General features: G+C 68.4%; 17 protein-coding genes. 7 read left to right on the top strand and 10 right to left on the bottom strand.

What is annotated here, in order from left to right; translation table 11 throughout:
- The first annotated feature begins 23 nt into the window (after positions 1 to 23).
- The 3 genes from smc to ftsY all read left to right on the top strand — a co-directional run bounded on the left by smc (position 24) and on the right by ftsY (position 7106).
- Entirely contained in the window at positions 24 to 3617 is a 3594-nt protein-coding gene (gene smc / locus AMYHA_RS19930; RefSeq protein ID WP_034278092.1) for a chromosome segregation protein SMC, read from the top strand.
- 648 nt (positions 3618 to 4265) lie between these two features.
- Positions 4266 to 5528: a group II intron reverse transcriptase/maturase gene (gene ltrA / locus AMYHA_RS19925; RefSeq protein WP_231104698.1), complete on the top strand. Its 1263-nt coding sequence runs from the start codon at positions 4266 to 4268 to the stop codon at positions 5526 to 5528.
- Between the two features lie 153 nt (positions 5529 to 5681).
- A complete protein-coding gene (gene ftsY / locus AMYHA_RS19920; protein WP_196777024.1) occupies positions 5682 to 7106 on the top strand; it encodes a signal recognition particle-docking protein FtsY in 1425 nt (474 codons plus the stop codon).
- Positions 7107 to 7118: 12 nt separating this feature from the next.
- Here the strand turns inward: ftsY and dinB are convergent, their stop codons facing one another.
- From dinB to AMYHA_RS19905, 3 genes are read right to left on the bottom strand one after another with little or no spacing between them, the layout of a single operon-like run.
- Positions 7119 to 8342, bottom strand: coding sequence for a DNA polymerase IV (gene dinB, locus AMYHA_RS19915; RefSeq protein ID WP_034273466.1), 1224 nt, complete (start codon positions 8340 to 8342; stop codon positions 7119 to 7121).
- Between the two features lie 38 nt (positions 8343 to 8380).
- On the bottom strand, positions 8381 to 9577 hold the full coding sequence (locus AMYHA_RS19910) for an FAD-dependent monooxygenase (protein WP_034273465.1): 1197 nt from the start codon (positions 9575 to 9577) through the stop codon (positions 8381 to 8383).
- 1 nt (position 9578) lies between these two features.
- Positions 9579 to 10151 (bottom strand): TetR/AcrR family transcriptional regulator, encoded by a 573-nt coding sequence (locus tag AMYHA_RS19905; protein ID WP_034273462.1) that lies wholly within the window; start codon positions 10149 to 10151, stop codon positions 9579 to 9581.
- A 301-nt stretch (positions 10152 to 10452) separates the two neighbouring features.
- Between AMYHA_RS19905 and AMYHA_RS19900 the strand changes: the two genes are divergently transcribed.
- The 3 genes from AMYHA_RS19900 (at position 10453) to AMYHA_RS19890 (ending at position 13423) form a co-directional block, all read left to right on the top strand.
- The gene (locus AMYHA_RS19900) at positions 10453 to 11529 is read left to right on the top strand and encodes a quaternary amine ABC transporter ATP-binding protein (protein WP_231104835.1); all 1077 of its coding nucleotides are present in this window, start codon (positions 10453 to 10455) and stop codon (positions 11527 to 11529) included.
- A complete protein-coding gene (locus AMYHA_RS19895; RefSeq protein WP_034273459.1) occupies positions 11522 to 12421 on the top strand; it encodes an ABC transporter permease in 900 nt (299 codons plus the stop codon). Before AMYHA_RS19900 ends, AMYHA_RS19895 begins: the two co-directional genes overlap by 8 nt.
- A 63-nt stretch (positions 12422 to 12484) precedes the next feature.
- Entirely contained in the window at positions 12485 to 13423 is a 939-nt protein-coding gene (locus AMYHA_RS19890) for a glycine betaine ABC transporter substrate-binding protein (protein WP_034273458.1), read from the top strand.
- Positions 13424 to 13516: 93 nt separating this feature from the next.
- On the opposite strand, the gene AMYHA_RS19885 is transcribed toward AMYHA_RS19890, so the two are convergent.
- Positions 13517 to 14170 carry a helix-turn-helix domain-containing protein gene (locus AMYHA_RS19885; protein WP_034273454.1) on the bottom strand — a complete coding sequence of 218 codons (654 nt, stop codon included), beginning with the start codon at positions 14168 to 14170 and terminating at the stop codon, positions 13517 to 13519.
- A 250-nt stretch (positions 14171 to 14420) separates the two neighbouring features.
- Between AMYHA_RS19885 and AMYHA_RS19880 the strand changes: the two genes are divergently transcribed.
- Complete coding sequence (locus AMYHA_RS19880; protein ID WP_196776937.1) at positions 14421 to 15944, top strand: NCS1 family nucleobase:cation symporter-1; 1524 nt, start codon at positions 14421 to 14423, stop codon at positions 15942 to 15944.
- Positions 15945 to 16011: 67 nt separating this feature from the next.
- Here AMYHA_RS19880 and AMYHA_RS19875 read toward each other — a convergent pair whose 3' ends face one another.
- The 6 genes from AMYHA_RS19875 to AMYHA_RS19850 all read right to left on the bottom strand — a co-directional run bounded on the left by AMYHA_RS19875 (position 16012) and on the right by AMYHA_RS19850 (position 23627).
- Positions 16012 to 16503 carry a nucleoside deaminase gene (locus AMYHA_RS19875; RefSeq protein ID WP_034273451.1) on the bottom strand — a complete coding sequence of 164 codons (492 nt, stop codon included), beginning with the start codon at positions 16501 to 16503 and terminating at the stop codon, positions 16012 to 16014.
- A gap of 78 nt (positions 16504 to 16581) precedes the next feature.
- On the bottom strand, positions 16582 to 18444 hold the full coding sequence (gene uraD, locus AMYHA_RS19870) for a 2-oxo-4-hydroxy-4-carboxy-5-ureidoimidazoline decarboxylase (protein ID WP_034278085.1): 1863 nt from the start codon (positions 18442 to 18444) through the stop codon (positions 16582 to 16584).
- 137 nt (positions 18445 to 18581) lie between these two features.
- Positions 18582 to 20897, bottom strand: a complete 2316-nt coding sequence (gene pucD, locus AMYHA_RS19865) for a xanthine dehydrogenase subunit D (protein WP_034273449.1) — start codon at positions 20895 to 20897, stop codon at positions 18582 to 18584.
- Complete coding sequence (locus AMYHA_RS19860; RefSeq protein ID WP_034273447.1) at positions 20894 to 22270, bottom strand: 8-oxoguanine deaminase; 1377 nt, start codon at positions 22268 to 22270, stop codon at positions 20894 to 20896. The genes pucD and AMYHA_RS19860 overlap by 4 nt, the downstream gene beginning before the upstream one ends.
- Positions 22267 to 22752 (bottom strand): (2Fe-2S)-binding protein, encoded by a 486-nt coding sequence (locus AMYHA_RS19855; RefSeq protein WP_034273445.1) that lies wholly within the window; start codon positions 22750 to 22752, stop codon positions 22267 to 22269. The genes AMYHA_RS19860 and AMYHA_RS19855 overlap by 4 nt, the downstream gene beginning before the upstream one ends.
- Entirely contained in the window at positions 22743 to 23627 is an 885-nt protein-coding gene (locus tag AMYHA_RS19850) for an FAD binding domain-containing protein (RefSeq protein WP_034278081.1), read from the bottom strand. Before AMYHA_RS19850 ends, AMYHA_RS19855 begins: the two co-directional genes overlap by 10 nt.

Here is a 23627-nt window from a genome sequence, read left to right as displayed (position 1 = left end):
CGGACTATGAAGGGTCGTCACTTGTGCATTTGAAGAGCTTGACGCTGAAGGGGTTCAAGTCCTTCGCATCGGCGACGACGCTGCGCTTCGAACCAGGTATCACCTGCGTCGTCGGCCCCAATGGCTCCGGCAAGTCCAACGTGCTGGACGCGCTGCGCTGGGTCATGGGTACCCAGGGCGCCAAGGACCTGCGCGGCGGCAAGATGGAAGACGTCATCTTCGCTGGCACGTCCGGCCGATCCCCGCTCGGCCGCGCCGAGGTCACGCTGACCATCGATAACTCGGACGGTGCGCTGCCGATCGATTACACCGAGGTGTCCATCACCCGCAGGATGTTCCGCGACGGCGCCAGCGAGTATGAGATCAACGGCGACAGTTGCCGCCTGCTCGACATTCAGGAGATGCTGTCCGACTCCGGTATCGGCAGGGAGATGCACGTCATCGTCGGGCAGGGACAGCTGTCCGAGATCCTGCAGTCCAAGCCAGAAGATCGCCGTGCCTTCATCGAAGAGGCAGCGGGTGTGCTCAAGCATCGCAAGCGCAAGGAAAAGGCGCTGCGCAAGCTCAACGCGATGCAGGGCAATCTGGACCGGCTCAACGACCTGACCGCCGAACTGCGCAGGCAGCTCAAACCACTCGGCAAGCAGGCAGAGATCGCGCGCAAGGCACAGGCGGTGCAGTCCGAGCTGCGTGACGCCAAGTTGCGCCTCTACGCCGACGACCTGGTCGGCCAGCGCGAGGCCATCGCCAAGGACGAGGCCGACGAGGCACGCGTGAAGCAGCGGCGCGATGAGGTCGAGCACGAGTACGAAGCCGTCAGCACGCAACAGACCGAGCTGGAGGAAGCCCTCGCCGAGGACGCGCCGAAGCTCTCCGCCGCGCAGGACACCTGGTACAAGCTCTCTTCGCTGGCGGAACGACTGCGCGGCACTGTCCGGCTCGCCGTCGAGCGGCAGCGCCACCTCTCCGAAGAGGAACCCATGCCGTCCAGCGGTAAGGATCCGGAAGAGCTGGAGATCGAGGCCGAGGAGGCCGCCGAGCGCGAGGCCGAGCTGACCGAGGAGGTCGAGCAGGCGCGAGCGGCGCTGTCCAGCGTCATCGAGCGTCGGGAGGAGATGGAACGCCAGGCGCAGGACGCCGAGCGCGCCCACATGGCCGCCGTGCGGGCCGTCGCGGACCGGCGCGAGGGCATCGCGAAGCTGTCCGGCCAGGTCGAGGCGCTGCGCAGCAAGACGGGCGCCACGTCGGAGGAGATCGACCGCCTCACCACCGCCATCGAGGAGGCCAGCGCCCGCGCGGAGACCGCGACCGAGGAGCTGGAAGAGGCCAAGGCCGCCGAGGGCGACCCTGAGACCGACGACAGCGACCTCACCGAACGTCTTGAGCGGGCTATGCGCGCCAACGACGCCGCCAAGGCGCGGGTCGCGGAGCTGGTCGAGGCCGAACGCGCGGCCGAGCGCGAGATCGCGAGCGAGAAGGCGCGAGTTGACGCGCTGTCGATGGGCCTCGCCCGCAAGGACGGCGCGGGCGACCTGCTCAGCGCCACGGGACAACTGCCGGGCCTGCTCGGGTCGGTCGCCGCGTTGTTGACCGTGGAGCCGGGCCACGAGGTCGCGCTGGCCGCCGCGCTCGGACCGGTCGCTGACGCCGTCGCGGTGCGCTGTGGTGAGGACGCGCTGATCGCGTTGAAATACCTCAAGGAACAGGAGTCCGGCAGGGCGTCGCTGCTGCTCGGCGGCGCGGCCGCGGCCATCGACCCCGCGAGCTGGCCCGCGCTGCCGGACGGTGCCCGCTGGGCGCGTGACGTCGTCTCAGCGCCGGAGGAACTGCGGCCCGCCGTCGAGCTTGCGCTGGAGAAGATGGCGCTCGTCGCCGACCTGCCCGCCGCCGAGGCGCTGGTCCGCGATCACCCCGATGTCAGCGCCGTGACCAGCGAGGGCGACGTCCTCGGCGCGCATTTCGCGTTCGGCGGGTCCGCGCGCAGCGAAAGCGTGCTCGAAGTGCAAGCCGCCGTTGACGAGGCAGAAGATCGGCTCATCGAGGCGCAGCGCTCCCTGGAACGCATCACCGCTGAACTGGAAGGCGCGCGGGCGGAGCAGCAGGCCCGCCGGGATGAGGTCGGCCAGGCCCGCGAGGCGATCTCCGAGTCGAAGATCGACAAGGCTCGCGTCGCGGAGCGGCTTGACCGGCTGCGGCAGGCGGCGCGCTCGGCGGAGGCCGAGGTGGAGCGGCTGCGTCAGCAGCGCGACAAGGTCGAGGCGAGCAGGCAGTCCGCGTTAGAGCAGCTCGCTGAGCTGGAAGAACGGCTCACCGCGGTGTCTGATCAGCCGGTTGACGACGATCCGGACACCACCGAGCGGGACGAGGCCGCTGCCGCCGTCACCGAGATCAGGCAGCAGGAGATGGATGCCCGGTTGGCGTTGCGGACCTCCGAGGAACGGGCGCGCGGCATCGCGGGGAGGGCGGACTCGCTGCTGCGAGCCGCGCAGGCCGAGCGGCAGGCGCGGGAACGCGCCGAGCAGGCCCGCATCGCCCGGCAGCGCGGGGCCGAAGTGGCCGCCGCGGTGGTCGACGGCGGCGAGGTCGCGCTGGAGCGCATCGAGGTGTCGTTGCAGCGCGCCGCTGCCGAGCGGGACGCGATCCAGCAGCAGCGGCAGTCCCGCGAGGACGCGCTCGCGCAGGTGCGCACGAAGGCGCGCGAGCTGTCCGCCGAGCTGGAGAAGTTGACCAACGCCGTGCACCGCGACGAGGTGGTGCGCGCTGAGCAGCGAATGCGACTGGAGCAGCTGGAGACCAAGATCGCCGAGGAGTTCGGCATCGGGCTGGAGGACCTGGTCAACGAGTACGGGCCGGACCTGCCGGTGCCTGCCAGCCCGGGTGAGATGGTCGAGTACGAGGCCGCGAAGGAACGCGGTGAGGAGGTCAGCGAGCCGCAGCCGATCCCGTACGACCGGGGCGAGCAGGAGCGCAGGCTCAAGCGAGCCGAGCGTGACCTCGCGACGCTTGGCAAGGTCAACCCGCTCGCGCTGGAGGAGTACGCCGCGCTGGAGGAACGCTACAAGTTCCTGTCGACGCAGCTCGAAGACCTCAAGGCCACCCGCGAGGACCTGCTCTCGGTGATCTCCGACGTCGACGACAAGATCCTCGAAGTGTTCACCTCGGCCTACGAGGACGTGGCACGCGAGTTCGAGACCGTGTTCGCGGCGCTGTTCCCCGGTGGCGAGGGCAGGATGGTGCTCACCGAGCCAGGTGACATGCTCGCCACCGGCGTCGACGTCGAGGCCCGGCCACCCGGCAAGAAGGTCAAGCGGCTGTCGCTGCTCTCCGGTGGGGAGAAGTCGCTGGTCGCGGTCGCGATGCTGGTGGCGATCTTCCGGGCGCGGCCGTCGCCGTTCTACGTCCTCGATGAGGTCGAGGCCGCGTTGGATGACACCAACATGCGTCGGCTGCTCGGGTTGCTTGAGCGGTTGCGGGAGAACTCGCAGCTCATCGTGATCACCCACCAGAAGCCGACCATGGAGATCGCCGACGCGCTCTACGGCGTCAGCATGGCTGGCGACGGCATCACCAAGGTCATTTCCCAGCGGCTGCGCGAGGGCGAGCCGATCCCGGCGTAGGGCCGCTCGGCGCGTCTCCCGTCACCCGCGGCGGTCGCGAAGTTGATCGACTGTGCGCCACGAGCGTGGAGAGGAGTCTGGATGTAGGTAGGGCTTCTTGATGCGGTGCTGTGTGGGAGATGAAGGTTGTGGCCCTTCGGCGTCGGCCTGTGGGGGCAGGCGTCAAACCGCCTCATGCTGCGTTGGCTGAAGACCGTCGTGGTGAGCGATGAGGAAAAGGCACCCGAGAGGTGTCAGGTGGGGATCAGGAAGACGAGCGCGAGCGAACCGCTGTTGAGGTGTCGAAACTATTAGGTGGCATCGAAACCGGGGAGAAGTTGAGTTCCCGGGATGAGCCTGGTGGGTGCCCACTTATTGGCCAGGTGGTGTCCGGCATGAAGGCGGCGTGAGTCTGGTCTGCGGCTCCTGCGCGGAACGTGGGAAGGCGAGTGTCGATACTGCACGTCCACACCCGGCGGTGCGGGTGTGCGAGAGGGAGCGCGCCGACGGCGGAAACCGGAGGCGTTGAGTACCGAGGCGGCGCTCGCTGGCGGACCGGCTCGTAGTAGTGGTGAAGCCCTGTAATGGGGGTGGAGCGAAGGGGCCGGCTCATCGTGGATTTGGTCGCACGAGCAACCCGGGGACAGCTGTCCTCGCGGGAGGAGACGGGTGGGCAAGTCAGGTCCGGTGGACAAGTCGTTTGATATTTCGAAGCAACTGGTGTGGGAGGCGTATCGGCGCGTTAAGGCCAATAAGGGTGCCGCTGGGGTGGATGGCGTGACGATGGAGATGTTCGAGACCGATCTGCGGAACAATCTGTACAAGATCTGGAATCGGATGTCGTCGGGGACGTATTTTCCGCCTGCGGTGAAGGCGGTGGAGATACCGAAGCCGCATGGCGACGGGACCCGGATCCTTGGGGTTCCGACCGTGGCGGACCGGATCGCGCAGACCGTGGTCGCGCTGCAGTTGGAACCCCGGACGGAGTCGATCTTTCATCCCGACTCCTACGGGTATCGGCCGGGCAGGTCCGCGCATGATGCGCTGGCCCGGTGCCGGACGCGGTGTTGGAAGAAGGACTGGGTGCTCGATCTTGACATCCGTAAGTTCTTCGACTCGCTGGATCACGGTCTCGTCGTCAAGGCGGTCAAGGTCAATACCGACCGCAAATGGGTGCTGCTGTATGTGAAGCGGTGGCTCACAGCGCCGCTGCAGCTGCCCGATGGCACCCTGGTCGAGCGGGATCGCGGTACCCCGCAGGGATCGGCGGTCTCCCCGGTCCTGGCGAATGTGGTGCTGCACTACGCGTTCGACATGTTCCTGGCTCGGGAGTTCCCGACCGTGGAGTTCGAACGTTACGCCGATGATGCGGTCGTGCACTGTGTGACCGAGCGCCAAGCCCGCCAGGTGCGGGCGGCGCTGGCCGAGCGGCTGGAGGGTCTGGGGCTGCAACTGCATCCCGACAAGACCCGGATCGTGTACTGCAAGGACAACAATCGGCGCGGTGCGTACGAGCACACGTCGTTTACGTTCCTGGGCTACACGTTTCAGCCGCGAGCAGCGGTGGACAAGGGCGGGACGCTGTTCGTCAGTTTCCAGCCTGCCGTCAGCAAGGACGCGCTCAAGAAGATGCACGCGCAGGTCCGCCGCTGGCGGCTCCACCGACGCACCAGGTACGACCTGGACGAGCTCGCCGAGGCGATCAACCCGATCGTGGCGGGCTGGATTAACTACTATGGCCGGTTCTACCGGTCGAAGATGTATCCCCTCCTTCAGCGCATCAACACCTACCTGATGCGCTGGGCAGGCAAGAAGTACAAGCGACTGCGCGGCTACCGCTGCTTCACCCAGTGGTGGTTCGGACTCGTCGATCGAGAGCCCGAACTGTTCACCCACTGGCGGTGGGTGCGCACGTTTGCGGGACTGCGATGAGAAGAGCGGAGTGACGGGAGACTGTCACGCTCCGTTCTGAGGGAGCCCGGGGGTGAGATTCCCCCGGGCCACCCGACTCGGGTGCCTGGTGTCCTCGCACAACCAATACCGCCATCCCTGCCGCGCACGACCGGATGGGAGGATGGTTTCGTGATGGACAACCTCTGGTTATGGGTCATCCTCGGCGTCGTCATCCTGCTGACGGTCGCGCTCGTCGCGGGATTCACGCTCTCCCGCAAGCGCAAGATCAGCCTGCGTGAGCAGGGGCGCGCCGACGAGGGAGGCGCCCCGTCGGGGCAGGGCTATAGCGCCGGTGGCGGGATCGCGCTGGCACCCGGTGGCACCGAACAGCGGCAGAGCGGCACCCCGCCCGACCATCCGGTCGAGGAGCGCCCCGAGACCGATGGCGAGCCCGGCGTCGGGGACGACGCCGCCGTGCCCCGTGAGTCGCCGCGCCGCGGCATCGTCGACGTCACGCTCCCCAGTGAGCAGACTGCCCCTGCTGACACCGAGGAGGTGCCGGAGCAGTCGACCGCGGCGGCCCCGGAGCGCCCTGCCGACACCGAGGCACCAGCGCGGCCGGCGGAGCCGGAATCCGCACCGCAGGCCGCGCCCGAACCTCAGGCCGAGCCACTGGAGGAGATCGAACCGCCAGCGGGCAGGCTCGGTCGGTTGCGCGGCAAACTGTCGAAGTCCCGTTCTGCGTTCGGGCAGAGCCTCGTCGGCCTGCTCGGCGCTGGTGACCTCGACGAGGATTCCTGGGAAGAAGTCGAGGACACGCTGCTCGTCGCGGATCTCGGCGCGGCGACCACCACCGAGATCGTCACCCAGCTGCGTGAAGAGCTGCATGCGCGGGGCGTGCGGTCGTCCGAGCAGGCGCGCACGGTGCTGCGTGAGGTGCTGGTCAACGCGCTGCATCCGGAGCTGGAGCGGTCGGTGCGCGCATTGCCGCACGACGTCGACGGCAGCAAGCGTCCCGCCGTCGTGCTGGTCGCGGGCGTCAACGGCACCGGCAAGACCACCACCACCGGCAAGCTCGCCCGTGTGCTGGTCGGGCAGGACCACAAGGTCGTGCTCGGTGCGGCGGACACCTTCCGCGCGGCGGCGGCGGACCAGTTGCAGACCTGGTCGGAGCGCGTCGGAGCGGAGGTCGTGCGCGGCAACGAAGGAGCGGACCCCGCGTCGGTCGCGTTCGACGCGGTCAAGCGCGGCATCGACGCTGGGGCGGACGCCGTGCTGGTCGACACCGCGGGCAGGCTGCACACCAAAACCGGCCTGATGGATGAGTTGGGCAAGGTCAAGCGGGTGGTCGAGAAGCAGGCCCGCGTCGACGAGGTGCTACTGGTGCTCGACGCGACCACCGGCCAGAACGGCCTCGCGCAAGCCAGGGTGTTCGGTGAGGTCGTCAACGTCACCGGCATCGTGCTGACTAAGCTCGACGGCACCGCGAAGGGCGGCATCGTCTTCCAGGTGCAGCGCGAACTCGGTGTCCCGGTCAAGCTCGTCGGTCTTGGCGAGGGCCCGGACGATCTCGCGCCGTTCGAGCCGGAGGCGTTCGTCGACGCGCTGCTGGAGTGAGGCTCGCGCCGCTCAATCCGGCAGGGTCGGCATCGCGACGCCGGGGGAGCGGCCGAGCAGGGTGCCTCTGGTGATGGCGTCGGTGCCGAAGCGCTCGCGGACGTCGTCCAGCACGGGATCGACATCGACCGCGGTGCGGGGATGAGCACCGTCCCCCGTCCAGAACGGCAGCTCCAACTGCGCGGACGCCTCGTCCCTGAGATTCGCCACCGCCACGCCGATCAGTGTCAGCCCGTCGCGGTCGACGTGCGGCATGGCCGTCCGCAGCAGGTGTCGCGCGGTCGCGAGCACCAACGACGTCCTGGCGGTCGGCGCGGCCAGGGTGTGCGAGCGGGTCGCGCGGGTGTAGTCGTCGAACCGCAACCGCAGTACTACCGTGCGGCCGAGCCGGTCCGCTCGGCGCATCCGGCGGCACACTCGCTCCACCAGCCCGGTCAGTGCCGCGTCGATGTCGTCGGGCGTCTTCGGCGCCCTGCCCAGCGCACGTTGCGCGCCGATCGAACCGCGCCGTTTGCGTCGTCGCACGGGGCGTGGGTCCTGGTTGTGCGCCAGTCGATGCAGGTGCCGCCCGGCCGCGGGGCCGAGTAGCGCGGTCAGCGTGGCTTCGCTGTACCTGGCGACGTCGCCGACCGTGTGCATTCCCCGATCGCGCAGCCTCGCTTCGGTTACCGGCCCGACACCCCACAGCTTCCCGACCGGCAGCGGATGCAGGAAGCTCAACTCACCGTCCGGCTCGACCACCAGCAGGCCGTCCGGCTTGGCCACCCCGCTGGCTACCTTCGCCAGAAACTTCGTGCGCGCCACGCCGACCGTGATCGGCAGCCCGACCCGCTCGCGCACCTCGTGCCGCAGCCGCGCGGCGATGTCGGTCGGGCTGCCAGCGATCCCGCGCAGCCCGGACACCTCGAGGAACGCCTCATCGATCGACAGTCCCTCGACGTGTGGGCTGGTCCGTTCGAAGACGTCGAACACCGCCTTGCTCGCCTCGGCGTACGCCGACATCCTCGGTGGCACGACGACGGCATGCGGGCAGAGCCGCCGAGCCTGCGCCCCACCCATCGCGCCGCGCACGCCGTAGGCCCGCGCCTCGTAGCTTGCCGCGAGCACCACCCCGCCGCCGACCAGCACCGGACGTCCCCGCAATGCGGGATCGTCACGCTGCTCGACCGACGCGAAGAACGCGTCGAGGTCGGCGTGCAGGATCGTCGCTTGCGTTGACGGCACTGACACGAACACATGTTCGCATCGACCACCGACAATCGCAGGGGCCTCGCTCAGCCCGTGGTCGTCAGCCGTTCGGCGCTGATGTCGTCCAGCCGTACGGCGTTCTTGCCGGTGACCGACGCGCCGAGCATCCGCTCCACGCCCGGAATCGCGGACAGCCGCAGCATCGCCCTGCGCGCGAGCACCCTGCCGCGTGACCGCGGCAGGAACCACTCGGCGCCCCGGCGTCCCGCGCGCTGCTTGTCCACGACGACCGGCCGCCAGTGCGTCTCGTACCGCCGCAACGCCCCGGTCACCGATGACGCGTCCGACAGGCATGACGCCAGCACGTACGCACCGGCCATGGCCAGCGATGCGCCCTGGCCCGCCAGCAGTGACACGGCCTGGCAGGCGTCTCCGATCAGCGTGACTCGTCCCGTACTCCATTGGGGCACGTCGACCTGTGCGACCTGGTCGTAGTAGATCTCGTGCTCCTCGGGCATCCGCGCCAGCGCGGTGGGCACGATCCAGCCGAGCGAGCCGTACTCCTCGCGCAGGAATGCCGGAATGTCGGCGGGCAGCGCGGGCTCGTCTCGGTAGTGGGTCGCGAACACCGCGACCGTGCCGTCACGCAGCCCGTAGCAGCCCATCATCCGCTGGGCCGTGTCGGTCAGCGCGAAGCCGTCGCCGAGGCGGGCACGCACCTCGGGCGCGTCGAAGGTGTACGCGGCGGTCTGCATCCCGAGGTAGCGGAAGAACCGCTGCTCGTCGCCGAACATCAAGCCGCGCACCGTTGAGTGGATGCCATCGGCGCCCACCAGCAGGTCGGCCTCGATCTCGCTGCCGTCGGACAGCTGGGCTCGCACGATGTCGTCGCGCTCGTCGATCGCGGACACCGTGGTTCCGTAGCGCATCTCCAGCTGGCCGGGGAGCCGTTCCCGCAGCGCCAGTTCCAGGTCCGGTCGCATGATCGACAGCAGCTTGCCGTTGACGGCGCGGGCGAACCGGTCGTAGCTCAGCCGTGCTCGTCCGCGTCCGCTGTCGTCGACGAAATCCGCCCATGGCACGTCGTAGCCCAACTCGGTCAGCCTGGGTAGCAGACCCATTCGCTCGGCCGCGTCATAACCGAGCCCGAAGAAGTCCACCATGTAGCCCGCGGTGCGTGGCGCTGGCGCGTGGTCGACGATCGTGACCTCCCAGTCGCGCTCGCTCAGCAGGTTCCCCAGGGTCAGCCCGGCGATGCCGGCGCCGCAGATCACCACTCGCATGTCAGTTCCCCTCTCTGTCGGTGAGCACGCGCAGCAGCACAGGCGACGCCACACGTGCGGTCAGGTCCGGGTGCAACGCCCGGTGCAGTAGTAAGCCGTCGATGCTCGCGGCGAGCACGGCCGCCGTGCTCGCCGGATCGGGTGTTCCGACGCCGTCGAGCCAGCGGCTGAGGCGCGCACGGAAGCCGTCAAGCACGTCGGCGAGGTCGGCGCGCAACGCCTCGTCGCGGGTCGCGGCGAGGTACGTCTCGATGAACAGCAGTGACGTCGGATCGGTTCCGGTGTAGTCGTCCAGCGCGCGCAGCAGTGCGTCGAGCCCGGTCGCCGCGTCGGTCACCTCGCTGAGGACGTCCTCGGCCTCGGTCACCGTCTGCCGCATCGCGGCGACGGCCGCCGCGCGCAGCAGCGCGGACAGCGAGTCGAAGTGATAGTGCACCAGCCCTGGTGCGACGCCCGCCCGCTCGGCGAGCTGGCGGGTGCTGACGGCATGCCAGCCACGCTCCGGAATCAGCTCGATCGCCGCGGTAAGCAGTCGCTGCCGCACCTGCTTGCCCCGCTCCGCCGTGGTGACCATGACTCTCCTTGGGCAATCGACTTGTACGACCGACTTGGTCGACTGCCCAAACTCTAGTGCACGCCGGTGCGGCGTGTCGACAACGGGGCTGGCGAATGGGGGAGGGTGCGTCGTCCACCGAGCGGTCGTGTGCCAATGCCGGCGACGCGCGTATTGCGATGCGGTTGCGGTTCACCGACTCGGAGCGCCTGTGGGGCCTGTGAGCTCGAAACCTCTGATATGCCGTTGTACGGTCAAAGAGAACCACGATAGCCGGAACTGGCATGATCCATCCGGTCCGTCTAACCTACCGGCCCGGGAGGTGTTCGTGGCCGCTATCAGAGCCGAAGGGCTCTACAAAGTATTCGGTAGGCGCCCCGATGATGTGGTGCGCCAACTGCGTGACGGAGCGAGTACGGAGGAGGTTGCCGCACAGGGCGCCACCCCCGCCGTGATCGATGTCGGTTTCGAAGTCCAGCCCGGCGAGATCTTCGTCGTCATGGGCTTGTCCGGCTCAGGGAAGTCGACGCTGATCCGCATGCTCAACGGGTTGCTCACCCCATCGGCGGGGCATGTCCACGTCGGTGGCAGGGACGTGGCCGAGTTGGACGCCAAGTCGTTGCGTCAGCTGCGCTCCGAGGAAATGAGCATGGTGTTCCAGCACTTCGCGCTGCTGCCACACCGCACGGTGCTGGAAAACGCGGCATACGCGTTGAAGATTCGCGGGTTCGACAAGGAGGCTCGCGACAAGAAGGGCAGGGACGCACTGAACCTGGTCGGCCTGTCCGGCTGGGAGGACAAGCTTCCGGGGCAGCTTTCCGGTGGTATGAAGCAGCGCGTCGGTCTCGCGCGGGCGTTGGCGGCGGAAACCGACATCATGCTGATGGATGAGGCGTTTTCCGCGCTGGACCCGTTGATCCGGCGGGAGATGCAGGATCAGCTCATCGATTTGCAGAAGCGGTTGGACAAGACGATCGTGTTCATCACGCATGATCTCAATGAGGCGATGCGGCTCGGTGACCGAATCGCGATGATGCGGGCAGGTAGGATCGTACAAATCGGAACGTCGGAGGAGATCCTGCGCGAACCGGCTAACGACTACGTCGCGGAGTTCGTCAAGGACGTCGACCGGACGCGGGTGCTCACAGCGGCTTCCGTGATGGAGCCAGTGTCGAGCCCAGCGGCATCGACCGACGACTCGCACGGCGGGTACGACACGGTCGCCGCGGACACGCTGCTGGCCGATGTCTTCGCCATGACCGACCGCAGGCCGCTGCCGCTGGCCGTCGTCGACGGCGACAACCAGACGCTCGGCGTCATCCGGGAGCAGCACCTGTTGCACGCGATGGTCAGTGCTGATGCGGGACAGGACCGGGAGCAGGAGGCCAGCCATGGGTGAGTTGCTCCAGGACATAGAGCAGTGGCGTCTCCCGCTCGGCCGTTGGGTTGCGCAGTTCGTCGATTGGCTGACGGAGACCTTTCCCGCGTTCTTCGAGTTCCTGACCAATGTGTTGCTCGGGGCCTATGAGGCGTTGGCGGACCTGTTCACCTGGCCTCCAGACGTCGTGATGATCCTGATCCTCGGCGTGCTCGGGTTACTCGCGCGCGGCTGGAAGTTCGGCATCGGCGGCACCGCCGCCCTGTTCCTGATCTCCCTGCTCAACCTGTGGGAACCCGCCATGGAGACGTTGGCGCTGATCGTGGGCTCGGTGGTCATCGCGACAGTGCTCGCCATCCCGGTCGGCATCGCCGCAGCACGGTCGGACGTCGTCAGCAACGCTGTCCGGCCGGTGCTCGACTTCATGCAGACCATGCCGCCGCTGGTCTATCTGATCCCGGCGATCTTTTTCTTCGGCGTCGGCGTCGTACCCGGCCTCATCGCCACGATCGTGTTCGCGATGCCGCCCGGCGTCCGGCTTACCGAGCTCGGCATCCGGCAGGTCGACCAGGAGGTTGTCGAGGCAGGGCACGCCTTCGGCAGCTCGCCTGGCGAGATCCTGCGACAGATTCAGATTCCGCTCGCCCGGCCGACGATCATGGCAGGCGTCAACCAGGTCATCATGCTGGCGCTGTCGATGGTCGTCCTCGCCGGATTCGTCGGTGCCCCCGGGTTGGGGCAAGAAGTACTCTCCGCGCTTTCTCGCGTGGAGATCGGCCCTGGGGCGGAGGCGGGTCTGTCCGTCGTGATCCTCGCGATCTACCTGGATAGGGTGACCGCGGCACTCGGGACACGGTCGGGCACGTCAGGTCGTCTTGCCAAGTTGAAGGGTCGTCTCGCGAAGGCGAAGTGAAGTGTTGAATGCCCAAGTCCAACGTGGTCCATCTGCCCGAATGAGGACTACTAAGGAGGAGACATGAAGATCAAGAGAACGACACGTGCGGTCCAGATGATCGCTGGCCTCGCGGCCGCGTCGCTGGTGCTCGCGTCCTGTGGTGACGACGGTGGTGACGGCACCGCAGGCGGTGATGGGGGCAACGGCGAGCAGCAACCGCTGGCCGGTGAAGAGATCACCATCGGCGTGTTCAGCGGCTGGGAGGAAGGCATCGCCGCCTCCTACCTGTGGGGGCACATCTTCGAAGAGGCCGGTGCCGAGGTCAGCTACGAGACCGCCGATCCAGGCCCGATTTACGCCGGTGTCGCACAAGGCCAGTTCGACGTGACCTTCGACGCGTGGCTGCCGGAGACGCACAAGGACTACTGGCAGCGGTTCGGCGAGGACATGGAGGACCTGGCCACGTGGTTCGATGACGCGCCGCTGACGATCGCGGTGAACGAGGACGCGCCGATCCAGTCGCTCGAGGAGCTGAAGGACAACGCGGACGAGTTCGACGGCCAGATCATCGGTATCGAGCCGGGCGCCGGCCTGACCCGGATCACCAAGGACCAGGTGATCCCGGAGTACGGGCTGGACAACATGAAGCTGGTGACCTCGTCGACGCCGGCGATGCTGGCGGAGCTGAAGTCCGCGATCGACAAGGGCGAGAACATCGTGGTCACGTTGTGGCGGCCGCACTGGGCCTACTCGGCGTTCCCGATCCGCGACCTCGAGGACCCGAAGAACGCGCTGGGTGACCCGGAGGAGATCCACGCGCTCGGCAAGGACGGGTTCGGCGAGGAGTTCCCGGAAGCCGCGGAGTGGATCGGCAACTTCAAGATGACCGACGAGCAGTTGAGCTCGCTGGAAGAGATCATGTTCAACCAGAACGACGGCGAGAAGAACGAGCAGTCGGTCGACACGTGGTTGGAGGACAACGCGGACTACATCGACCAGCTCAAGGCAGGCGAGCTGTAACACTCGGATACACCCGCACCGACGCCGGCGTGCCCTTGCCGACACGGCACGCCGGCGTCGGCGTGTATCTGGCACCCTGACACCCGCGTGACGTCAGCGCAGGTTGACCCAGACCGCGACGGCGGGCACGGCGGTGTGGTTGCTGATGCGATGCGGCGTCGTTGACGGGAACGTGATCGCATCGCCCGGCCCCAGCTCGTACCGGTCGAAGCCGATGTCGACGGTCAGCGTCCCTGACTGCACGCTGCCCAGCTCGTGGCCATCGTGCCGCAGGTACTCGTCGTCGTGAGTTGAGCTGGATCCTGGTGGGTAGGTGGACTCGTAAATCTCCAGCCCGGTAATGGGCACTGGGCTCAGCCGCCGGTACCGCACGCCCTGGCCCAGCATCAGCGTCGCGACGTCGCCGGAGCGTGTCACCACGACCTCGTCGCCCATGGTCGATGACCATGTCCGGTGCCTGTCAGCCGCCTCCGGCCCCGCCTGTTGGCCGTCGCCCTGTGCCTGTGTGCCGTTGCCGAAGGCCGCGGCGAGTGGCGCATCGAGCAGCGACATGATCTGGATCAGCCGGGTCACCGAAGGCCGCATCTTGCCGCGTTCGATCTGCGACAGCGCGCTCGGGCTGATCCCCAGCTCCTCGGCGAGCGCACGCAACGATCTGCCCCGCTCGACGCGGAGCGTGCGGATGCGGGCACCCAGCTCGGTGTCGTCGGTTGGTGCGGCGGGATCGTCCTGCTGCGGCTCTGCCATGGCACTGCGGAGTCTAGAAGGTCGTCACCCGGCGCCGTCCGGTCGTTATGTGAAGGTGACCCTTCACGCGCTGTTCAGTTATCACTTCACGCACATGGCCTGCGAACATTGACGTACGTCACACCATGGTGGTGTAATCCGATTAACGGAAGGCACATTCCGCGAAGCGGAAGCACTCGGGAGCGTCATGCACCTTCACCCGAGGTAGTGATGTCGGCAGAGTGCACTCATTCCAGTCAGGGAGCCACCCGTGAGCAGTCATCAGATCACCGGGAACCCATCGCACGACGCGAACTCGTTCACCGGCCAGCCACCGTCCACCCCAGGCCATGACCCTCTCGCCATTGTCGAGAAGGATCCAACCCTCTACAACGACGACCTCGCCCCGCTGCCGCACCGCGAGCGGAAGTGGGGAGCGTTCGAGATCTTCAACGTCTGGTCGAACGACATCCAGAGCCTGTTCGGCTACACCCTGGCAGCCACGTTGTTCATCACCTCCGGCCTGAACGGCTGGTGGGTGATGGCGGGCATTGTGCTCGCCGGGGTCATCGTCATGTTCCTCGTCAACCTGACCGGCAAGCCCAGCGTGAAGTACGGCATTCCGTACCCGGTGATGGCACGCGCCAGCATGGGTGTACGAGGAGCGCAGTTCCCCGCGCTGATCCGAGGTATCGTCGCGATCTTCTGGTACGGCGTGCAGACTTACTTCGCCTCAACCGCGATCGCGTTGCTCATCACCGCGGTCACCGGCTACTCGGGCGGCGCGACGGTACTCGGCATGTCCGCCATCGGCTGGTTGTCCTACCTGATCGTCGCGGTGTTCCAGGTCTCGCTGTTCCTGCGCGGCATCGAGTGGATCAAGCGCTACCTGAACTGGGCAGCGCCGATGGTCTACGTCGTGATGATCGCGCTGATGATCGCCATCTGGATCAAGGCGGGCAGCGGACTGCTCGCCGGGCTCGGCGACGTCTTCGCCGGCGGTGGTGGCACCGGCGGGATCAGCGCGTTCGTCGCGGTGGTCGGCACGATGGTCGCCTACTTCGCCGCCGTGATCATCAACTACGGCGACTTCTCGCGCTTCGTCACGACCGAGCGCGGGATGCGGCGCGGCAACCTGCTCGGCCTGCCGGTCAGCCTCGCGGTGTTCTCCTTCCTCGCGCTGGTCATCACGGCGGGTACCGGAGTGCTCTATGGCGAGGCGCTGACCAACCCTGCCGACATCGTGGAGCGGGTGGACAACGTCTGGCTCACCGTCATCGCCGCGCTGACATTCTTCGCCGCCACGGTCGGCATCAACCTGGTCGCGAACTTCATCCCGCCCGCCTACGACCTGGCGAACCTGATGCCGTCCAAGATCAGCTTCCGGGTTGGCGGTGTCATCACCGCGGTGATCGCCTTCGGCATCGGGGCGCTGTGGGTCGCCGTCATCAGCAACATGGGTATCGCGAAGTTCGTCGACACGCTCGGCGCCGTGCTCGCGCCGCTCTACGGGATCATGGTGATCGACTACTACCTGCTCCGTAAGCAGCGCCTCCGCGTGCAGGAGCTGTTCTCGGCCAAGCCGGACGGCACCTACTACTACACCAAGGGCTGGAACCTCAAGGCGCTCGCCGCGTTCGGCATCGCGTCGGTGTTCTCGATCGCCACGGTGTGGGTGCCCGCGCTCGAGGACATGACCGGCTTCGCCTGGCTGATCGGTGCGGCCATCGGCGCCCTGCTCCACTTCGTGTTCATGGGTCGCCGCGCGCCAGCGGTGCACGCCGACGCCCACTGATCCGGCTGACCCGACCGCCGCTCGTCTGGGGCGCACCTGCCGACAGGTGCGCCCCAGACGCGGTGCGTCAGTACGCGACCCGGTCATCCTTGGCCAGCCAGGCGTCGAACGGTGCGGTGTGGTCCTCGGTCTCGATGGCCAGCACCGGCACGCTCCACTCCGCCCGCGGTGTCTCGAACAGGTCGTAGAACGCCAGGTCGTCGAAGCCAGCCTTGGCCGCGTCGTAGCGGTCGGCGGTGTAGCTGACCCGGTCCACCCGCGCCCACAATGCCGCCGACACGCACAGCGGGCACGGCTCGCAGGAGCTGACCAGCTCGCAGCCGGTCAGGTCGAAGGTGGCCAGCTTGCGGCAGGCCTCCCTGATGGCGACCACCTCGGCGTGTGCCGTCGGGTCGCTGTCGAGGGTGACGCGGTTGGTGCCGGTCGCTACCAGCTGTCCGTCGCGCACGATGAGCGCGCCGAACGGCCCACCGCCCGCGGCGACGTTCTCGCGTGCCAGGCGCACGGCGAAGCTGAGCCAGGACGTCTCGGCGGCGTCGCGGGGAGTTGTCTGTGTCATGGGGTGTCACTTTCCTACTCGTCAGGGGGTGGTCAGCTGCCGGCAGGCGGTCGCACCCGCGGCAGCTGACCACCGATGTCATGCCGAGACCGGTTTCTCGGCCTTGAACGACGGGTCGTCGACCAACTCGGCGAGCCGTTGGTTGGCGATCTTGGCGATCTCGACCAGCGCGGTCGCCATCTCCTGCGCTGGGGAGTTGAGCACGCGGGACTCCGCCGTGGCCAGTACCGCTTCCTTGGTGCTGCCGCGAACACAGATCACCAGCGGGAAGCCGAACTTCTCCCGGTAGGCCGCGTTGATCTCACGCAACCGCTCGTCCTCATCGGACTCGAGCTTGTCGAGACCACACGCGCACCGGTCGCGCAGCGACTCCGGCCCGAGCAGTTTCTCGTCGAGCTCCGGCCCAGCGAGATCCTGGTAGGAGCGGATGAGGCGTAGCTGCTGGTCGACGTCCGCGTCGAACAGCGCACTGTGCAGTGCTCGCCGCAGGGCATAGACCTCGTCGAACGGGCGCTCGTCCGCCGCGCGCTCGGCGATCCACTCGCCGCCTTGGAAGACGGTGGCGAACCGGTCGACGAACTCGGCCTTTCCCATCGCGTTGACCTGCGCCAGCGTCACCGTCGACGGTGGCGGCGCCATCGCGTCGATCGGGTCGGCCTGCTTGCGGCGCAGCTCGTTGAACAGCAGGTTCAGGATGATCGCCGACAGCGCGGCCATCGTGATGCCGCTCGCGAAGATCATCTGCAACGCCTCGGGCAGCAGCGCGTAGAAGTCGGGGAAGGCCACCGGGATCAGTGCCAGCCCGAGGCTGGTGGCCAGGATGACCACGTTGCGCTGGTCGGTCAGCTCTGCCCTGCGCAGGATCTGGATGCCGACGACGCCGACCGCGCCGAACAGCACCAGTCCGGCCCCGCCAAGCACCGGATGCGGAATCGCGGCGACGCCGGCGCCCGTCTTCGGCACCAGCCCGATGATCAGCATGAACACGCCCGCCGCCGCGACGACCCAGCGGCTCCGCACGCCAGTCAGTCGCACCAGTCCGGCGTTGGCTGAGTAGCTGGTGTAGGGGAACGAGTTGAGCACGCCGCCGATCGTCGTGGACAGCCCACCGCTGCGGATGGCGCGGGCGATCCCGTCAGGACCGACCTTCTTGCGCACGATCTCGCCCACCGCGAGTGTGTCGCCGGTCATCTCGACGGCGGTGATCAGCATGACGATGATCATCGAGGCGATCGCGGCGATGCCGAAGGTGGGCAGTCCGAAGTGGAACGGCGTGATCACGCCGACCCACGAGGCGTCGGTGACGCCCGCGAAGTCCACCTTGCCTACCAGCGCGGCGATCCCGGTGCCAGCGATGAGGCCGAGCAGCACCGCGATGGTGGCCGCGAAACCTCGGAAGAAGCGGTACATGCCCAGAATCAGCAGCAGCGTCGTGCCCGCGAGCGCGAGGTTGGTCAGGCTGCCGAACTCCGGGTCGTCCGCGTTGCCGCCGCCCGCTTCCAGTGCGGCGACCGGCAGCAGCACGATCCCGATGCTGGTGATCACGGTGCCGGTGACGATCGGCGGGAAGAACCGGACCACCTTGGCGAAGAATGGCGCGATCACGAACGCGAAGACGCCGGCGACGATCACCGCGCCGTAGATCTCCAGTAACCCTGGCACGCCGCCGCCCTGCGACATCCCGATGGCGATCATCGGCCCGACCGCGACGAAGGTAGTGCCCTGCACGACCGGCAACCGCACGCCGATCTTCCAGAAACCGATGGTCTGGATCAGCGTCGCGATGCCGCAGGTGAACAGGTTGGCGTTGATGAGGAAGCCGAGCTGCTGCGGGTTCATACCGAGTGCGCCTGCCACCAGCAGCGGCACGATCGCGGCACCCGCGTAGAAGGTGAGCACGTGCTGCAGGCCGTAGACGGCCATCTTGGGTACGGGCAGCACCTCGTCAACCGGATGTGTGGCCCGATGTTTCTGTCGTGGTTGTGCGGATTCGTGTGGTGTGGCGGACTTTCCGAACATGGCCGCTCCCTGAATTCGGGCGTGCGAGGGTGATGCGGAACGTCGCTGCGGACGCGCCGCTACGGAGTACCGGTGATGTGGTGCGGTTGTACGGGGACCCGGGTCAGGTCAGCGCCCGTCGCGTGCCGGATGGCGGCGACGATCGCGGGGGTCGACGAGATCGTCGGAGGTTCGCCAACGCCGCGCAGCCCGTACGGGGCGTTCGGGTCGGCGAGTTCGAGCACGTCCACCTGCATGGGTGGCATGTCGAGAATGGTGGGGATGAGGTAGTCGGTGAACGACGGGTTGCGCACCATGCCGCCGGAGACCTGGATCTCCTCCATGACAGCCAGGCCGAGGCCCTGCGCCGAGCCGCCGTGGATCTGGCCGACGACGGCGTCAGGGTTCATCGCCTTGCCGACGTCCTGGGCACAGTCCAGCTGCACCACGCGCACCAGGCCCAGCTCGACGTCGACGTCCACGATGGCGCGGTGGGCGGCGAAGGCGTACTGCACGTGCGCGTTGCCTTGCCCGTTCTCGTCGAGCGGATGCGTCGGGCGGTGCCGCCAGGTGACGGTCTCGGTGATCGTCTCGCCGCCGAGGACGTCGACCACGGCGGCGACAACGGCCTCGTCCGCGGAGACGATCTTGCCTGCGTGCAGCCGAAGCTGGCTGGCAGGCAGGTCAAGGTGCTTCGCGGCCTGCCGCAGCACCCGCGCGCGAACCTGCTCGCAGGCGGCCTTGACCGCGCCGCCGGTGACGTAGGTCTGCCGGGACGCCGACGTCGACCCGCCGGAGCCGACGCCGGTGTCGGCTGGCTGGATCACGACCTGTTCCACGCCCAGCTCGGTGCGTGCGATCTGCTGCTGCACGGTGACCAGGCCCTGGCCGACCTCGGCCGCCGCGGTGTACACCGTGGCCACCGCGTCGCCGCCGTTCACCTTGAGCGTGACCCGTGCGGTCGAGTAGTCGTCGAAGCCCTCGGAGAAGCAGACGTTCTTGATGCCGATGGCGTAGCCGACACCGCGCCGCACGCCTTCGCCGTGGGTGGTGTTGGACACCCCGCCTGGCAGCAGCCGCAGGTCGTAACCGTCCAGATCGGACGCGTTTGGCTCTGGTGGCAGTGGCATCGCCTTGACCCGCTCCAGCAGCTCCTCGACCGGCGCCGCGGAGTCGACCACCTGCCCGGTGGGCATGGTCGCGCCTTCGTGCAGCGCGTTGCGGGTGCGCACCTCGACCGGGTCCATGTCGAGCGCGTCGGCGAGTTTGTCCATTTGCGACTCGTAGCCGAACGCGGCCTGCACCGCGCCGAAGCCGCGCATCGCGCCGCACGGTGGGTTGTTGGTGTAGACGCCGTAGCAGTCGACCGACACGTTGCGCACCTTGTACGGGCCGACGCCGAGGGTGGCGGCGTTGGCGACGACGGCGGGCGTGCTTGACGCGTAGGCGCCGCCGTCCAGGATGATCTGCGCCTTGACGTAGACCAGCTTCCCGTCGCGGGTGGCACCGTGCTCGTAGCGCATCTTCGCGGGGTGGCGATGGACGTGGCCGAAGAACGATTCCTCGCGGGAGTACATCATCTTCACCGGGCGTCCGGTCTGTAGCGCGAGCAGACATGCGTGCGCCTGCATCGACAGGTCCTCGCGCGCGCCGAACGCGCCGCCGACCCCTGCCAGCGACAGCCGCACCTTGTTGGCGGGCATACCGAGCACGCGGCACAGTTGCTTCTGGTCGACGTGGAGCCACTGCGTCGCGATGTAGAGGTCGATGCCGCCATCGTCGGCGGGCACCGCCAGCCCCGACTCCGGACCGAGGAACGCCTGGTCCTGCATGCCGACCTCGTACTCGCCGTGGACGACGACGTCGGCGGTGGCGTCCGGGTCGCCCCTGCGGATCGGCAGGTGCCGCAGCACGTTACCGCCCTCGTGCAGCGCGGGAGCGGTGCTGTCGAACACGGCCTGCTCCGGGTCGGTCAGCGGTTCGTGCACCTCGTAGTCGACGACGATCTTGTTCACCGCGCGCCGGGCCGTCTCCGGGTGGTCGGCGGCCACGATCGCGACCGCCTCGCCCTGGTAACGGATCACGTCGCCGGCGAGCACCGGCTGGTCGGCGTGTTCGAGGCCGTAGAGGTTGTCGCCGGGGACGTCGTCGTGGGTGAGCACGGCGTACACGCCGTCGGTGCGCACCGCCTCGGTGATGTCGATCGAGCGGATGCGTGCCGATGGATGCGGGCTGCGCAGCGTCGCGCCCCACAGCATCCCGGTGAGCCACAGGTCGGACGAGTAGGCGAACTCGCCGGTGACCTTGAGGGTGCCGTCCGGGCGCAGCGGGCTCTCGCCGACGCCGCCAGCGATGTCGGCGCCGAGATTCTGTTCGGTGCGGGTTGGCGTGCTCATCGGTGCGCCTCCTGCAGCGTGCGGCTCGCGGTGCGCGCGGCACTGGCGAGCTCGAATTCGTCCACGGTGGACAGATGGTCGTGCTCGATGACGGTGCGGCCGCCGACAAGCAGCCGGGCCAGCGGCGGGCGCGGGCCGAGCACCAGGGCGGCGACCGGGTCGGTGATCCCGGCGTGGCCAAGGCCGTCGACGCGCCACAGCGCGATGTCGGCGAGCTTGCCTGGCTCGAGCGAACCGATGTCGGCTTCCCGGCCAAGGCAGCGGGCCCCGCCAAGGGTGCCCAGTTCGAGGGCATCCCGTGCCGTCAGCGCGTCCGGACCGCCGCGCAGCCGCGCGAGAAGGGCGGCCTGTCGCAGCTCGTCGCCGAGTGAGCTTTGCTCGTTGGACGCCGCGCCGTCGACGCCGAGGCCGACCGGCGCACCCGCGTCCAGCAGCGCGCGCACGGGGGCCATGCCCGCGCCCAGGCGGGCGTTGGACGTCGGGCAGTGCGCGACGCCAGTGCCGGTGGTGCCGAGCCGCTTCACGGCGGCGTCGTCCAGGTGCACGCAGTGCGCCAGCCAGACGTCATCGCCGAGCCAGCCGAGGTCGTCGATGTAGTCGACGGGGGAGCGGCCGAACTGCTCGCGGGCGTAGTTTTCCTCGTCCAGTGTTTCCGCGAGGTGGGTGTGCAGCCGCACGCCCTTGCGCCGCGCCAACTCGGCGGTCTCCCGCATCAGTTCGCCGGAGGCCGAGAACGGTGAGCACGGCGCCACCGCGATCCGCACCAGCGCATCCGGGGCGGGGTCGTGCCAGGTGTCGATGGCGGCCTCGGTGGCGGTCAGGATGCTGTCGCGGTCCTCGACGACGTGGTCCGGCGGCAGCCCGCCTGCCGACTGCCCGAGGTCCATCGAGCCCCGGCACGGGTGGAACCGCACGCCAACGCGCGTGGCCGCCTCGATCTCGGCGGCGAGGAGGTCGCCACTCTGGTGTGGAAAGACGTAGTGGTGGTCGGTGGACGTCGTGCAACCCGACTTCGCCAGCCAGCCCAGCGCGGCACCGGCCGCCGCGGACGTGATGTCGGCGTCAATCCCGGCCCACACGGGGTAGAGGGCGGTCAGCCAGCCGAACAGCGTCTCGTCCTGCGCCAAGCCACGGCTGGCCCACTGGTAGAGGTGATGGTGGGTGTTCACCAGGCCGGGCGTGGCCAGGCAGCCGCTGCCGTCGACGTACTCGGTGTGCCCGGCTCGCCTGGCGGCCCCCCGCGCCTCCGGTGCACGGCCGGGCCCGACGGCGCTGATCCGGCCGTTCTCGATCACGACATGGCCGTCGGCGTACTCGGTACCCGCCGGGTCCACCGTCGCGACGGCGCAGCCCTCGATGACGGTGCGGGTCATGACGGGCCCGCCTTCGACTGTGCCGACGTCGCGGCGGCCTGCCGGACGGCGTCCAGGATCTTCTCGTAGCCGGTGCAGCGGCACAGGTTGCCCGCTAGCGCCTCGCGAATCTCCGGGTCGCTCGGCTGCGGCTCGCGCTCGAGCAAGTCGTGCGTCGCGACCAGCAGCCCTGGCGTGCAGAAGCCACACTGCACCGCCCCGGCGTCGAGGAACGCCTGCTGCACCGGGTGCAGTTCGTCGTCCTCGGCGAGGCCCTCGACGGTCACCACATCGCGGTCGGCAGCCTGGCCTGCCGCGACCAAGCACGCGCAGACCGGCGTGCCGTCGAGGTAGACCGTGCAGGAGCCGCATTCGCCTTGTTCACAGGCGTTCTTCGACCCGGGAAGGCCCATGCGCTCGCGCAGCGCGTAGAGCAGGCTCTCGCCCTCCCAGACGTCGTCGATCTCTTGCGGCTGGCCGTTGACGGTGCACTTCACGCGCATGTCCTCACCCGCTTCCTGCGGTAGTCGGTCCACGCCCAGACCAGCGTCCGTCGCGCCATGACGGACAGGGCGTGTGTGCGGTAGTCGGCGGTGCCTCGGACGTCGTCGATCGGGGTGGCCGCCTCGGCGACCAGTGCCCCGAACCGGGTGACGGCGGCGGGATCGAGTTCGGCGCGGGAGTCCCAGCGGCCGGACTCGGTCAGCTCTGCGGCCAGGAACTGCTCGGCCTTCGTCGCGCGGCGCGGGGTGGGTGCTGCCGAGCCGAACGCCGCGCCGACGGTGCCGGTGCTCGGGTGCAGCGCCAGTCCGAACGCCGTCACCGAGATGACCATGGCGTTGCGGGTGCCGATCTTGGCGAACTGCTGCGGGCCGTCGGCTGGCGGCACCAGTACCGCCGCGATCAGCTCGTCCGGTTCGAGGGCGTTGCGCTTCACACCGGTGTAGAACTCGGTGATCGGGATGTGCCGCACGCCGCGCGCCGAGTGCGCCTCGACGACGGCATCGTCCGCGAGCAGTGGCGGGTGCGCGTCCCCCGCGGGCGATGCCGAGCCCAGGTTGCCCGCGACGGTGCCCCGGTTGCGGATCTGCGGCGAGCCGACGGTGCGGGACGCCATCGCCAGGCCTGGCAACCGGTCGGCCAGGTCGGCGATCAGACTGGTGTAGGTCACGCCAGCGCCGATGCGCAGCCGCTCGCCATCCGCTGACCAGTCGGTCAGCTCCTCGATACGGGTGAGGTCGAGCAGGTACTCCGGGCGGGTGGCGTCGAAGTTGATCTCCACCATGACGTCGGTGCCGCCGGAGATCGGCAGCGCGCCGGGATGCTCGGCCTTGGCGGCCAGCGCCTCGTCCCAGGTGGCGGGTCGCAAGAACTCCAT

The sequence above is a fragment of the Haloechinothrix halophila YIM 93223 genome (assembly GCF_000504245.1).
Classification (GTDB): Bacteria; Actinomycetota; Actinomycetes; order Mycobacteriales; family Pseudonocardiaceae; genus Haloechinothrix_A; species Haloechinothrix_A halophila.
This window is presented reverse-complemented; position numbering and strand designations above follow the sequence as displayed.

Excerpts from the sequence above, each read along its gene's own strand:
- ftsY (WP_196777024.1), top strand. The coding sequence starts at position 5,682 with ATGGACAACCTCTGGTTATGGGTCATCCTCGGCGTCGTCATCCTGCTG.
- AMYHA_RS19910 (WP_034273465.1), bottom strand. The coding sequence starts at position 9,577 with ATGCGAGTGGTGATCTGCGGCGCCGGCATCGCCGGGCTGACCCTGGGG.
- AMYHA_RS19905 (WP_034273462.1), bottom strand. The coding sequence starts at position 10,151 with ATGGTCACCACGGCGGAGCGGGGCAAGCAGGTGCGGCAGCGACTGCTT.
- AMYHA_RS19895 (WP_034273459.1), top strand. The coding sequence starts at position 11,522 with ATGGGTGAGTTGCTCCAGGACATAGAGCAGTGGCGTCTCCCGCTCGGC.
- AMYHA_RS19890 (WP_034273458.1), top strand. The coding sequence starts at position 12,485 with ATGAAGATCAAGAGAACGACACGTGCGGTCCAGATGATCGCTGGCCTC.
- AMYHA_RS19885 (WP_034273454.1), bottom strand. The coding sequence starts at position 14,170 with ATGGCAGAGCCGCAGCAGGACGATCCCGCCGCACCAACCGACGACACC.
- AMYHA_RS19875 (WP_034273451.1), bottom strand. The coding sequence starts at position 16,503 with ATGACACAGACAACTCCCCGCGACGCCGCCGAGACGTCCTGGCTCAGC.
- pucD (WP_034273449.1), bottom strand. The coding sequence starts at position 20,897 with ATGAGCACGCCAACCCGCACCGAACAGAATCTCGGCGCCGACATCGCT.
- AMYHA_RS19860 (WP_034273447.1), bottom strand. The coding sequence starts at position 22,270 with ATGACCCGCACCGTCATCGAGGGCTGCGCCGTCGCGACGGTGGACCCG.
- AMYHA_RS19855 (WP_034273445.1), bottom strand. The coding sequence starts at position 22,752 with ATGCGCGTGAAGTGCACCGTCAACGGCCAGCCGCAAGAGATCGACGAC.
- AMYHA_RS19850 (WP_034278081.1), bottom strand. The coding sequence starts at position 23,627 with ATGGAGTTCTTGCGACCCGCCACCTGGGACGAGGCGCTGGCCGCCAAG.